At 66.1% G+C, this 13,795-nt stretch carries 6 protein-coding genes and 1 tRNA gene; 2 read left to right on the top strand and 5 right to left on the bottom strand.

The genetic code is table 11. The features are described from left to right. Positions 1–122: 122 nt before the first annotated feature. Together GTP69_RS18935 and GTP69_RS18930 are read right to left on the bottom strand one after the other, a co-directional pair. Positions 123–2,288, bottom strand: coding sequence for an ATP-binding protein (locus GTP69_RS18935; protein ID WP_161056315.1), 2,166 nt, complete (start codon positions 2,286–2,288; stop codon positions 123–125). Between the two features lie 68 nt (positions 2,289–2,356). Further along, on the bottom strand, positions 2,357–3,175 hold the full coding sequence (locus GTP69_RS18930; RefSeq protein ID WP_161056314.1) for a response regulator: 819 nt from the start codon (positions 3,173–3,175) through the stop codon (positions 2,357–2,359). Positions 3,176–3,398: 223 nt separating this feature from the next. Here GTP69_RS18930 and GTP69_RS18925 point away from each other — a divergent pair, with 223 nt between their 5' ends. Together GTP69_RS18925 and GTP69_RS18920 are read left to right on the top strand one after the other, a co-directional pair. Beyond that, a complete protein-coding gene (locus GTP69_RS18925) occupies positions 3,399–3,626 on the top strand; it encodes a hypothetical protein (protein ID WP_161056313.1) in 228 nt (75 codons plus the stop codon). A 204-nt stretch (positions 3,627–3,830) separates the two neighbouring features. Beyond that, positions 3,831–3,907 (top strand) — tRNA-Arg (locus tag GTP69_RS18920). A 100-nt stretch (positions 3,908–4,007) separates the two neighbouring features. Here the strand turns inward: GTP69_RS18920 and GTP69_RS18915 are convergent. From GTP69_RS18915 to GTP69_RS18905, 3 genes are read right to left on the bottom strand one after another with little or no spacing between them, the layout of a single operon-like run. Further along, positions 4,008–4,676 (bottom strand): hypothetical protein, encoded by a 669-nt coding sequence (locus tag GTP69_RS18915; protein ID WP_161056312.1) that lies wholly within the window; start codon positions 4,674–4,676, stop codon positions 4,008–4,010. Positions 4,677–4,700: 24 nt separating this feature from the next. Beyond that, positions 4,701–5,408, bottom strand: coding sequence for a hypothetical protein (locus GTP69_RS18910; RefSeq protein WP_161056311.1), 708 nt, complete (start codon positions 5,406–5,408; stop codon positions 4,701–4,703). 9 nt (positions 5,409–5,417) lie between these two features. After that, complete coding sequence (locus GTP69_RS18905) at positions 5,418–13,790, bottom strand: two-partner secretion domain-containing protein (protein WP_161056310.1); 8,373 nt, start codon at positions 13,788–13,790, stop codon at positions 5,418–5,420. Positions 13,791–13,795 lie beyond the last annotated feature (5 nt).

Here is a 13,795-nt window from a genome sequence, read left to right as displayed (position 1 = left end):
AGTTTTGTAGTGTATCAAGACTTTGTGGGATTGCTTGTAGGACATTGCCGCGTCATAAAGTAGGAGTTGTAAAGTTGCCTCATGGAAATTTAATCACGCTTATGATTATGGTGATATCGATTTCAGGCGAGACGGCGGGCCGCGCCCATGGCGGCCACCTTGGCGATCAACTCGGTCGGCTCGACCGGCTTGGCGATGTGCGCCAGGAAACCGCTGGACAGCGCCTTGATACGGTCTTCCGAACGGGCAAATGCGGTCAGCGCGATGGCCGGCAGATCGCCGCCGCGCGCCGGCCCCAGCGCGCGGATGCGGTCCAGCAGGCCGTAGCCGTCGACCTCCGGCATGCCGAGATCGCTGACCATCAGGTCCGGCCGCTCGTGTTGCAGCAACAGCAAGGCCTCGGTAGCAGTGGCGGCGGTCAGCACGTCGGCATTGCAGTCGGACAGGATGCGCCGTATCAGTTCGCGCGCATCGTCCTCGTCGTCGACCACCAGCACTTGCAGGCCGGACAAATCATGCGCCGCACCATGCGTGTCGGCGCCCGGCGTCAGCGGATCGGCGGCCGCCAGCTGGGCATCGTGGCGCGGCAGCCGCAGCGTGAAGCAGGCGCCATGGCCTTCGCCCGCGCTGGCCACGCTGATGGTGCCGCCATGCTGCTCGACCAGATGTTTGACGATGGCCAGTCCCAGCCCCAGGCCGCCGTGTTCGCGGGTGGTGGTGGCGTCGGCTTGGCGGAAGCGCTCGAATACATGGCTGAGGAAGTCGGGTGGAATGCCGATGCCGCTGTCGCGCACGCTGATGGCGATCTGGTCTCCCTCGCGTTGCACACCCACGGTGACCGTGCCGCCGCGCGGCGTGAACTTCAGCGCGTTGCTCAGCAAATTCCACAGGATTTGTTGCAGGCGGTGCGCATCGCCCACCACCATGCCGGGCATGGCGGCAAATTCCTTGTCGATGCGGATCTGCTTGGCCTCGGCGGCGGCGCGCACCGATTCGATGGCGGCGGCGGCAATGGCGGCCGGCCCCAGCGTCTGCATTTCCAGCTTGACGCGGCCGGAGGCGATGCTGCTCATGTCCAGCAAGTCTTCGATCAGCTGGGCCTGGGTGCGGGCGTTGCGTTCGATGGTGAGCAGGCCGCGGTGCAGGTCGGCCTCGCCGCGGTTGCCTCGGCGCAGCACCTGGGCCCAGCCGAGAATGGCGGTCAGCGGCGTGCGCAGCTCGTGCGACAGGGTGGCCAGGAATTCATCCTTCAGCTGGCTGGTGTGTTCGGCCTCGGCGCGCGCCTGACGCTCGGAATCGAGCAACAGCTTGCGCTCTTCGGCGGCGCGTTGCGAGGCTTCGTACAGTTGCGCGTTGTCGATCGCGACAGCGGCCTGGGCGGCAATGGCGCGGATGATGCGTTCGGTGCGCTCGCTGAACATGCCCGGTTCCGGATGGCCGAACATCAGGCAGCCGATTACCGCGCCGCTGCGCAGCGCCACCGGCATCGCCAGGTAGCTGCGCACCAGTTGCTGGCCCGGCGGCCCGTCCGGCGCCAGATCGTCGCAGCGCACCGCGCCTTCTCCGCGCATGCTGGGGCCGAACAGGGTGGCGGCGCGCTCCTCGGCGAAATGGGCGAAGGTGTCGGCAGCGCCGGTCGACAGCGTGTGCGGCGCCATGGTGTCGCCGGCGCCGTTGGTGGTGTGGTAAAAGAACGCGCCAAAGCGGGCGCCGCTGATGCTGGTGGCGGCGTCGGTGACATCTTGCAGCAAGGGATTGAGGTCGCGCTGCGAGGCCAGCGCGGCGCCGGTGCGGTTGAGCAGCTCCAGCACGGCGGTTTCATCGCGCAAGGCTTCCTGCGCGCGCTTGACTTGGTCGACATCGGTGCAGGTGCCGAACCAGCGCAACACGCTGCCGTCGGTGCGGTGGACCGGGTTGGCCAGCATCAGGAACCAGCGGAACTCGCCGCTGGCGCTGCGGATCGGCACTTCCAGTTCAAACGGCGTGCCGCTGCGGCAGGATTGTTCCCAGTGGGCCATCATGGCGGCCAGGCAGTCCGGCGCGTAGACGCGCTGCCAGCCGTTGTCGGTCATCTGGTCGGGCGTGGTGCCGGTGTAGTCGTACCAGCGCTGGTTGTACCAGACCATGGCGCCATCCTGCTCGGCGATCCAGGCCAGTTGCGGCATGGAGTTGGCGAGGGCGCGCAGTTCCAGTTGGCTGAGATGCAAGGCTTCCCTGGCGCGCAACAACTCTTCGTGCGCGTCCGGCGCAAGAGGCAAGGGGCCGCTGGAGTCGTTCTGAACTATCATGCATTCATTCTAGCCCCAACCCCCGCGCCGCCTCCGCACGGTTGGCAGTCCGCCGCGGCGGCTGCCAATCAGCCGCCGCGCAGCGTTGCGGCGATTTGTTCCAGCATGGTTTGCAGTTGCTCGATATCGTAAGGTTTTTGCAATGACTGGGCCGAGAATTCCAGGCGCCGGGTCAGCTCGTCGCCATAGCCGGAGGCGAACAATATCGCCAGGTCAGGCCGCTGTTGCAAGGCCTGGCGGGCCAGGTCGACGCCGGACATGCCGGGCAGGCTGACGTCAGTGAACAACACGTCGAACTGGTGCTGGGCCAGCATCGGCAGCGCGTCTTCGCCGCTGGCCACGGCTTCCACTTCGTGGCCGAGCGCGCGCAGGGTTTCGCACACCAGGTAACGGGCGTCGTTGTTGTCTTCCACTACCAGCAGGCGCAGCGGCGCCTGGTTGTCGGCCGAGGCGGCCGGACGGGCCAGCGCCAGCGTGCACAGGATGCCGGCCACGCCGTCGTCGCCGGTCACCGGCGTGTAGTACAGGTCCAGCGCCTGCTGTTCCATGCGGCCATCGCGCCACAGCGGCAGGTTGCAGCCGCGATAGCTCAGGCTGCGGCCTGCGCGGACCGGGGCCAGGGCGGCGCTGCTCCAGCTCCAGGCGGCCGGCTGCATGGATGGCACATGGCCGCCGGGCGGGCGCAGGCTGGGCAAGCCGATCAGGGCGGCGTAAGCTTCGTTGTAAACCATGATTTGCTGTGGTCCCCACATCAGCAGCATGGCTTGCGGGGAGTTCAGCAGGATGTCGATGGTCAGGCGCAGGCTGGGGGGCCAACTGGCGGCATCGCCAAGGGCGGTTTGTGACCAGTCGGGCGTTGGCGGCGTGACGGCGGCAGGGTGATTCATTCGATGCGGGCGCTCTCTGTTATCTGTCTTCTATCTGTCTTGTTAAAAGGCACAGCTGAGTGCATCCTACACGGTAAAAAAAAAGCCCGCTACAGGAGCGGGCTAAATCTATTTCCTTGGAGGAGAATAGAGGAGACAACTGCATGATGCTGCAACGCGCAAAAGAATGCAAATTCAAATTCGTAATGTGCGCAATCACTGGCATGAATGAAGCGAGGGAAACATGGCTGAAGTTATCAAGCACCGCAAGGTGAAGATCGTGGTATTGGCGGCGGGCGAGGAGATAGTCGGGCATTGCCGCGAGGGCGATATCGCCATCCTGTCGGACAGCGCCGGCTGGTGGATCAAGTTTGTCGGGGCCGACGGCCATATCGACTGTTATGGCGATCCGTATCCGTCCTACAACGAGGCGTTGTGGTCGGCCAAGGCGGCGGCCGAATTCGGCACCTGAACCTGGGCCACGCACAGAGGACTGGACAAGCCGGGGCGGCGTCCCTATAATGCTGCTTCTTTCGAACGGCATGCTGTTTGAAAGGCTTGCAGTAAAGCTGTTTGCAAAGTGATTGATTTGGTGTTTCGTACGCCGGACCGATTAAACGATAGAAAATATCGCGCTTTGCAAAACGAAATGAATGCTTTATAATGCTTGCACAATGCGGCTGTAGCTCAGCTGGATAGAGTACTTGGCTACGAACCAAGGGGTCGTGGGTTCGATTCCTGCCAGCCGCACCAAAATTCGTAAGTAGAAGGGCCTGAAGAGAAATCTTCAGGCCCTTTTGCTTTGCACGCTGCATTTGATGATGGATGCGGCCGTCTTGCGACGGCCGCGCGATCAGAACGAGCCTGGTTTCGGCGCCGGCGCCACATCCGGCTGGCCGGCTTTGGCCGCGTATGCCAGGCGCAGCTGGGTTGGGCCGGCGGGCTGCGCCGCCTTGCCCACCGCGACGCCGCTCAGGCGCACTTCTACCACGGCATTCTTGCTGTCCACGCCGGTGAACAGGGTCAGCACGCCGGGAGCGCGCGACGCGCCGCTGCCGGTGTGGCCCGGTTCCCACGTCAATTCACGGAAATACGAGGTCAGCTGGAAACCGGCGGCGGCGATCTGCGCGCGCTCCTGTTCGCTCGGCTGTTCGCCGGTGGTCCACACGACGTTGACCTGGATCAACTGGTGCGAAGTGGCGCCGAAGATGTAGCTGACGGCGGCGGAGGCCGGTCCCGGTTCCAGCTTCAGCAAGCCGACCGCCAGCACACGGGTGCGTTCGGTAGGGTTGTCGAAGGCGCGCAGGCCGGCGGCGTCGGCCGGGAAGTCGTGCTGCACCGCCTGCCGGACTTCGGCTTCAGTCATACCGAAGTGAGCGCTGCGGAAGCCGGTGATCACGTGGAGCGCCGGTGCGGCGGGCGCGGCTGGCGAAGGCGCAGGGACTGGCGCCTGGGCCTGGACGGCAGTGGCGATGGCGAAGGTCATGAGAACAGTCAGTTGGCGGAAGAATCGGTTGGACATGGTGTGCTTTCTTGCTGGGCCTGCTCAAAAGGAGCCGGGCGGGATCTGGTAAACGTCGGGATTGTCGAGACTGGCAACATAGGACAGGCGCAGACCGGCCGGTCCGGGCGGCGCCGTTTTATGGTCGGTCTGGCCGGGCGCGCCACGGCGCTCGACATCGTAGCTGATGCCGTCGAGGCGGATCTCGACGCCGCCGCCGGCCGGGTCGCGGCCGGAAAATAGTACCAGTGCGCCGGGACCGCGCACCTGGCCGCGGGTCGTGCCCAGCTCCGGCCAGCGGAAGCCGACCAGGCCGCTGGCCAGTTCGGTGCCGGCCTTCAGCAGCGCCTGGCGCTGGGGCTCGGATGGATTGCCTGGCTGCACCCAGGTCAGGTGCACGGCGATCAGGCCGTGGCGAGTGGCGCCGAACACATAGCTGATGGTGACCGGACCCGGTCCCGGCGCCAGCGACGGCAGCACCACCGCCATGCCCAGGGTGCGGGTTTCCAGGTCGGTCTGCTGTTTGAGCGTGGCCAGCGCCTGTGGGTGGGCGGCGGCAATCACCGCTTTGACTTGCTCCACGCTCATGCCCCAGCGCGCGCCTTCATAGCCTTCCGACTGCCAGGCGCGGCCTTGCACCAGCCACGAGCGCGGCTGGCCGCTGAGCGATAGTTCCGGCCCGTTCTGGGCCTGGGCCTGGGCCAGCAGCAGGGCGCCGGCAGCGGCGGCGATCAGTTGTCGTTGTAATGTCATCGTTGCTCCTTATTTCGAAATGCTGACATAGGCCAGCTTGCCGTCCTTGACGGCCAGTTGCACGCCCATGTCCTTGGCGTTGTTGGTCAGGTCATTTTCGGCGCCGTTCAGTTGGGCCAGGTTGCCGGCGTGGGCGTAGGCCACCGCCTTGGCCGGATCGGTCTTCAGCAGGTCCAGGAAGGTGGCCTGGGCATCGGCCTCGCGCTTGGTGACGGCGGCGGTCCTGTCCAGCAGCGCCTGGTAGTTGGCGTAGAAGGCCTTGTTGTCGGTCTGGTCCTTGTAGGCGTTCTGCCAGTTGGTGTGCGATTTGAGGAAGGCGAAGCGGGTCACCGGATCGTTCTTCAGGTCGGCGCCATGGTTGTTTTCATTGGTTTCGGTTTCGCGCTCGTCATAGGTGGAGCCGCCAAACGCGCTGAACAGCCACGAAGCAAAGCTGCTGTTGGCAATCGCGTTCATGCCCGCCATCGGATCGATGGTGAAGTTGAGCTTCAGGTCCAGGCCGCCGATGCCGAGCTTGGCGCCGAGGTCGAAGCCGACCGTCACCGCACCGTCCGAATAGCCGCCGGTCCAGCTGAAACCGATGCCGACCGAGCCGGGCGAATACAGCGTGGCGCCCGCTTCGACGCTGCCGACACTGCCGGAAACGCCGCCCGAGGCGCCGATGCGGGCGCCGACGCCGACCGATTCGTCGACCGTGGTGGTGACCCTGCCATTCGCGTAGCCGTACTGGGTATCCGACCGCGCGTAGACGAAGGCGCCGGCGCCGACGTTGCCGCTGACCGTGCCGACACCGCCGACATGGTCGCTGACGCCGACATCGGCGTTCACGCCGGCGCTGGCATCGGCGACGATGTGGGCGCCGGTGCGGCTGATGGTGATGTTGACGCTGGCGTCGCCCTGCACGCCGACCGAGGCGTAGCCGGGGCCGAAGTTGAGCTCCACATCGCTGTGGACGCTGGCGTTGGCGGTCACGGTCACGCCGGTGATGCCGACCTTGGCCAGCGCGTCGATGGTGGCCTGGGCTTGCGCCGAAATGCTGGCGTTGTCGCCCAGGCTGGCGCCACCCTCGGCGCCGGCTGCCGCCGCGCCGCTCACGCCCACGCTGGTCAGGCCGACGTTGGTGTCGCCGCTGGCGCCGGTGGTGGTGGGCGGACGGGTGGTATCGGTGGCGCCGCTGGTACCGGAGCCGCTGGTGAAGCGGATGCCGCCATCGTCGGCCACCATGCCCAGCGCCGGCGCCCGCACCGTCACGCCGGAGGTGCTGGCCTCCACCGTGACGGTGCTGTTGCCGATCTGCGTCTGCGCGGTCAGGATCGGGGTGCTGGTTGGCACGATGCTGGCGATCTGGTTGAATTCCGGCGTCGGCGTGTTGGACTGCGGCACTTTGACGATCGGCGGCGCCGGCGGCGGCGGTGGCGCCGGTGGCGGCGTCACCTGCTGCACCAGGCCCAGGCCCAGCGTGGTGTCGGCATACACGTCCAGCGTGCCGACGTCGTTGGCCCCATACGAACCGTTGGAGTTGAAGCGGATCAGGCGGTAGTTGCCGGCGTCCTTGCCGGTCAGACCGTCCACGGTAAAGGTGTAGCGGCCGGCCATCAACTGGTTGAGGTTGGCCACGATGCGGCCAGACGGGTCGTGGGCGGTGACCAGCCCCTCCACCTGGTCGCCATTCGGCAGCACGGCGCCGTCCGGTCCGCGCAGCGTCGGCACGCCCGGCGTACCGGCAAAGCCGTAGCCGCCCAGGAAAATTCCGCTGGTGGTGGCGAAACTGAGCCACATCGGCGTGATCTGCATGAGGCCGGGGGCGCTGCCGCCCGGCGCGATGCGGTAGTTGTGCACCTTATCGCCGGTGAGGCCGGTCACCACTTCTAAATACGTGCCGACTGCGGTTTTGCTGTCGATCACAACCGGATTGCCGAGCGTGTCGAGCAGGGCCACGGTGCCGTTGATGGTATCGCCGCTCTGCACGCCGGTGAGGCGGGCCGTGCCGAGGTCGATGCCGGGATTCCAGTAGTAGCAATTATTGCCGTTACACGACTTGTAGTTGCCGTACTGGCCGGAGGCGTTGTCGACGGTGTAGGTCAGCAGCTTCGGCGTGACGGTCAGGTTGCCGCCGGTGGTGCCGACCAGCGTGAAGTTCCTGGCCTTCTCGCCGCCCAGCGTCAGCTGGTAGCTGTAATCGCCGACGTCCAGACGCTGGGTCAGCGTCTGGTTCTGGGCCGCGCCGCCCTCGGGCGTCGCCAGCGCCGCCAGTTGCGTGGTGGGGATGCCGGTGCCCGTGATGTTGAGCGACAGGCCCATCGCGCCCGAGCCCATTACGGCCAGCGGTTTCCAATACTCCAGGCTGCCGAAACTCAGCAAGGTGCCGTAGGTGAGCGTGGATGGCGCCGGCGTATCCAGGTGGATTTGCGTCGGATTCATGGTGAACTTGCCGTAGTGGGAATTGGCCGTGTCCAAGTTGTAATTTTTACTCAGGCCGACCGGCTGGATCTGGTAGACGCCGACGTCGGTGGTCGAATAGTCGCCTGGCGCGATGGGCTTGCCGTTGGCGCCGATGATCTCCAGCGGCAGTTCCAGGTCCTCAGGCTGACGCAGGCCGGTGACGGTCGACCGCGGCCGCACAGGCAGCGTATCCAGATAGACCGCACTGACGTCCGGAATGTTGATCGCGATGGTGCGCGGCACGATGGTCAGCGTGGTGATGTCCTTCGAGTAGGTGTAGTTGCTGGTGTCGCCCATGAAATTAATGTAGTAGCGATAGCTGCCCACATTGGTGCGCTCATTGGCCACGCTGACTCTGCCGACCACGCCATCGATCGGCGAGCTCAGTCCGAACGCCAGTTGCTGTTGCAGCGGCAGGGTGTCGCCGTTGGCCATGCCGGTCACGGTAAAGGTGCCGGTCAGTAGATCCTGATAAGTAGATGTGGTGGGGCCGCTATAGCTGATGGTCAGCGGGCGTGGATTGATGGTCAGGTTGCCCGTTTTTCCCGGTGTGGCGCTGAAGTTGACATTCCACAGCGGGTCGTACCAGCTGGTGGCGGTGGTGACCAGCTTGTAGTTGCGGCTGTCGGCGCCGGTCAGGCCGGTGGTGCTGATCGTGTAGTTGCCGACATTGCTGCGCTCGCTCAGCGTGACCTGGTATTTTTCGCTGTTGGTTGCCTGCATCAGGGCCTGCACATCGTCGCCCGGCAGTGCACCGAGGACGGTCGAGGCAATCGCACCGGGCAGGTCGCCGTAGGTGCGGGTGGTCTGCGCCGCGATATCGACGCTGATCGGACGCGGCGCCACGATGACGTTGCCCAGCGTTGGACTGGCCAGCTGGTTGACGGCGTAGTTGCCGGCGTCGGCGCCGGTCAGGCCCTGCAGCACGATATTGTAGGCGCCTGCGGGCAGCTTGTCCGGCAAGGTGGTGGCGGCGCCGCCCGGCAACATGAAGACCAGGCTGGCGCCGAGGTCGTCCTTGCGGCGGCCGGGCAGCGATGTCACTGGCGTGAGGCCGGTGGCGCTGAGACCGACGCTGGCGGTGCTGCCGTAGTACAGCTGGGAATCGAGCTTGGCGCCGTGCGCCTGCACGTAGTAGCCGAAATTCAGCTGGACCGGGGTGATGGTCAACTGGTCTTGCTGGCTGTCGGCGGCCAGCGTGTAGTTGCTGGCGCCAGCGCCTACCAGGTACATGGGGTTGATGGCATAGGTGCCGGCCGCCAGGTAGCCGGCGCTGGAGAGGTGCAGGCCGTTGAAGCTGGAGGGGCTCAGTGAGACGTTGTCGCCGTCCACCACGCCGCCGTTGAGCAAGGTGGTGATCTGCGGTAGGCGGGTGAGCGTGCCGTAGGTATAGGAGGCGCCACCGTCCAGCAAGTTGATGTAGGTGAGCGGCTTGGGCGTGACGGTCAGCATGCCGGCGGCGTTCTGGCCGGCCACCTGGTAATTGGCGGCGTCGCGGCCATACAGCAGCGGCGTGCCGTTATAGCCGAGTGGATACTGGCCGACCGGCAGGATGGTGTGGTTGATGTTGCCCGAGGCGTAGGCCGCGACAGTATCGCCGCTTAGCACGCCGTTCAGCGTGGCGGTGGTACTCGGGATGGTATTGCCGTACACGATGGTGGCCGAGCCCACGTCATAGGTGATCGGGCGTGGCTTGATGGTCAGGACGCCGTTGACGTTGCTGGCGGACGGCATCGCATAATTGGGATTGCTGAAGCTCGCCACCGACGCGTCCACGGTGTAGCTGCCGACCGGTGTGCGGTCGGTCAGCACCACGCTATCCTGGCCGCGGTGCACGGTCACCTGCAATTGTGCCGCAGCGCCGTCGTTGCCGACGAAGCCGCTCAACATCACCGGCGTCGCCAGGTTGCCGTAGGTCGATTCCGGATTGGCGAAGCTGAAGGTGATCTGTTTCGGTATCACGTTCAGCGTGCCGGTGGTGTTGCCGTTGCCGGCCAGCACATAGTTACCGGCCGCCGCACCACTCAGCGCGGTCACGCCGGCGTTATAGTTGCCGACATTGGGCAGCGCCAGCGCCACGCCGTTGCTGTCCAGCGCCTGCACTTTCGGCAGCACCACGTCGTTGCCGACCAGGCCCATGCCGCCGAAGGTGACCGCATTGGTGGCGGCGTCGCCGTACTGGGCCGCGCCGGCGCCCACCGTCCAGCTCAGCGTGCGCGGCGAGATGGTGATGTCGGCCGTGGTGTTGCCGCTGGTTGCCAGCACATAGTTGCGCCGGGAGGCCGGCTGCGCCGGATCGACGCCATTGCCGCTCAATACGCCGCCCGTCAGCGTGTAGCTGCCAGCGCCTAGCGTGGCGCCGACCGCCTGGCTGCCGGCGCCGTTGCTGGCGGCGGCGGACAGGCTGATCACGTCGCCGGCCACCACATTGCCCAGCACCGCGACCGGCGCCACCGTGTTGCCGTAGATCGCGTTGTAATTGCTGTAGCTGTAGGTAACCGCGCGTGGCGTGATGCTCAGCGAATAGTCTGGCGTGATGCCGCCGTGATAGCCGAGTGAGTAGTTGGCGGCATCGGGGCCGCTCAGGCCATTCCGGCCCGAGATACGGTACACGCCGACCGGCATGCTGCCGCTACCGCTGCCTGCAGCGTAGCTGTCGGCGAACAGCACAAACGGCGCATTGAAGACATGGTCGCCATTGATAATGCCAAGCAGCGGCGCGACGATGGTGTCGCCGTAGGTCTGCGTGACCAGGATGTCGTTCAAGGACAGCATTCTGGTGCTGACATGCATGTTTGCGTTGCTGCCAGCTAGCACGTAGTTGCCGAGATCGCTACCACTGAAGCCGCTGTTGGTGATGGCGTAGTCGCCGGCGCGCGTGGTGACTGAGGTGCCGGCCAGATTGGCGCCACCGATCACCACTTTGGCTGCGCCTGCCACGACATTGTCGCCGGGCAGCAGATTGGTCAATTGGACGGTGCCGGCGCCGGTTGCCACGCCATAGGTCGTGTTGACGGTGTCGATGCTGTAGTTCAGCGTGCGTGGCGTGACGTTAAACGTCGAATAACTGTTGCCACTGCTGGCCAGCTGATAATTGGCGACGTCATGCCCGCCGAGGCTGGTCACTGCATAGGCATAGGTGCCGACCGGGACGCGCGCGGTGCCGGTCACCGCCACGCCGCCGCTGGTCAGCGCAGTCTGCCCGGTGACGTCGTCGCCGCTGAGCATGCCTTGCAGCGTGTAGCTCACCCAGCCCATGGCGTCGCCATAGATGCTGTTGCCGCCGCTGGTAGAAGCCGTTAACGTCTTGCGGTCCACCGACAGCGTGCCGTTGATGGCGCCGCCCAGGTTCAGCGTGTAGTTGCCCGCCGCCGCGCCGCTCAGGCCGGTCAACGTGAAGTTGGACAGGCCGGCGCCGGTGCGCACATCGAAGCCATAGCCGGCGCCAACGCTGTCGAGCACAATGCCGCCCGTGCCGTTGCGGGTGGCGACCGGCGCTACGCTGTCGCCGTTGACGATGTTGGCCAGGCTGACCACGCTGGCAGCGGTGCCGTAGGTGGTGCTGCCGCTGCTGATGGTCGGCGTCAGCGCGCGCTTGCTGATGGTCAGCGGAATGCTGGCCGTGGCCATGTCGATGAAGTAGTTGCTGGTCAGCGGCGCGCGCTGGCCGCTGTTGGCGCTGGCCGACAGGTTCAGCGCGTAGCCGCCGCCGGCATTGGCGGTGACGCCGGGGCCGCTCACGGCAAAGTTCAGCGCCGACTGGATATCGGCGATCGCATCGGTGCTGCTGCCGGCCGTGATGTGCAGCAGGTTCTGGCCGAGGTGGGCGCCATCCGGGTTGGCATCGCCATAGATGCGGCTGACGCCCAGGCCGCTGCCGTCGCCCAGCGCGGCGCGCACGGAATCGTTGAAGCTGCTAAACACGCCATAGCGCGTGGCCACGCCGTTCTGCTGGAATTGCAGCGCGCCTTCGCCGCCGATGGTGGAGCCGCTGCGCTCACCGGTCCAGCTGACGTTGCCGTTGGCGCTGTTGATGATGGTCATGCCATTCTGGTTGCGCAGGTTGCCGTCCAGCGTGATATTGCCGCTGGTGTTGACGTTGGCCAGGCGAATGGTGGGCGTGGCGCCGAAATCGGTGGTGACGCCGGCGGCGATGCGGGCCGTCAGGCCGGCGCCGGTGTAATCCGGCAGCCAGATGCCGCCGGCGGTGTTGTTGCTGTTGCCGGCGCCATCCGACAAGGTCAGCGACAGATTGCCGCCGTCACCATTGAGAACGCGCGCCATGCTCAGGTCCATGCGGGCTTCGCCGGCGCCGCGGTCGGCGTTGACCACGCCGTTGGCGGCGCGGTCGTTGGCCAGCAGGGTCCAGTTGCCGTGTCCCGGATTGAACAGGCCGGACAAGGCGATCGAGCGGCCGGCCGACAGGTTCAGGTCGCCGCCATTGCCGGCGCCGGCCGGGGTAACGTTGGCCGAGAAGGTGTTCCAGCTGATGTCCTGGCTGGCTTTCAGCGTCACGCTGGCGCCGGTGGACAGCAGGGCGGTCAGATCGCCGGTGTACAGGTGGGTGGCGCCGCCGGCGCCGGTGCTGTAATCGAGGTTGCCGACCGGGTCGGCCACCTGGTTGTCGTCGATGCTGATGTCCTGCGGATCGAGCAGCAGGCTGCCGCCGCGTCCCAGCGCAATGCGGTTCAGTGCCACCGATTGCACGGTCGATGCCGACGACACTTCCACCTTGCCGCCGCTGTGCGCGCCGCGCGCATCGATCGCGCCTTGCATCACGGTGTTGCGTTCGCTCCAGACCACCGCCGCGCCGCCGCTGCCTTGCGCGCTGCTGACGTCGATGTTGCTGGCATTGTCGATGCTGGTGGTGTCGGCGTTACGCAGCGTCGGCAGGCGGTCGGCGCCGTCTTGCGCATGGCCACCCTGGTAAGCGCCGCCGACCCGTACCGTGCCGCCATGCTGGCCGCCGCTGGCTTGCAGCTGGGCGCCTTGCAAAGCCACTTGCTGGCCGCTGATGTCGATGCGGCCGGCGCTGGCGTCACCGCTGGCGTCGAGCGTGCCGCTGACGCGCACCGCGCCGCCATCGCCGCCATCGAGCACGATGGCGCCGTCCTTGCCGGACACGCTGCGGGCGCGGATGGTGCCGGGCATGTAGACCGCCTCGCGCACCGCCTGGCGCACCGTGGCCGCAGTCAGCAGCACGCTGCCGCCGTCGGCCTGGATGGCGCCGCTGTTGCTGACCAGTGCGCGGCCGTCGGCGCCGCTGGCGTCGGCCGGCAACAGCACTTGCAGGAAGCCGTCGCCGTTGAGGTCCAGCGTGGCGGCCGAGCCGGACGCCAATGCCACTTTGCCGAGCGGCGCATTGATCACGCCCTCGTTGCTGACACTGCTGCCCAGCAGCACCACCGCGCCCCCGTCGCCGGTGCTGATCTGGCCCTGGTTGCGCACCGCGCCGCCTTTGCCGCTGAAGACATTCTTGCCCTTCATGAAGGCGTCTTCGTCCATGCTGAGCGTGGACGCGATAAAGCCGGCCTTGGTGTCGACCACGCCGCTGGCGCCGACCGCGATGCCGTTCTGGTTGATCAGGAACACCGAGCCATTGGCTTTCAGCGAACCGGACAGATCGGACAACTGGTTGCCGGTGACCACGTTCAAGGTGGCGGCATTGACGTTCGGCTGGGCAAAGGTGACGCTACTGCCCTTGGCAATGCTGAAGTCCTGCCATTTGACCACGGCCCGTTGCGACTGCTGCTGCACCAGCAGCGCGCCGGCGCCTGGCGTTTTGATGGTGACATTGCCGGCGCTGACGCTGGCGCCCGAAGGCAGGCTCTGCGCGTAGCTGACGGACATCGGCAAGCCGGCCACCAGCACTGGCCAGGCCATGGCGGCGCGCCGCAGACGGGCAGCGCGGGCGCTGCGCAGGATAGGAGTAGTACGCATGGTCT

The sequence above is a fragment of the Duganella levis genome (assembly GCF_009857605.1).
GTDB classification, from domain to species: Bacteria; Pseudomonadota; Gammaproteobacteria; order Burkholderiales; family Burkholderiaceae_D; genus Rugamonas; species Rugamonas levis.
The sequence above is the reverse complement of the archived record's forward strand: the minus strand, read 5'-3'. Positions and strand labels throughout refer to the sequence as shown.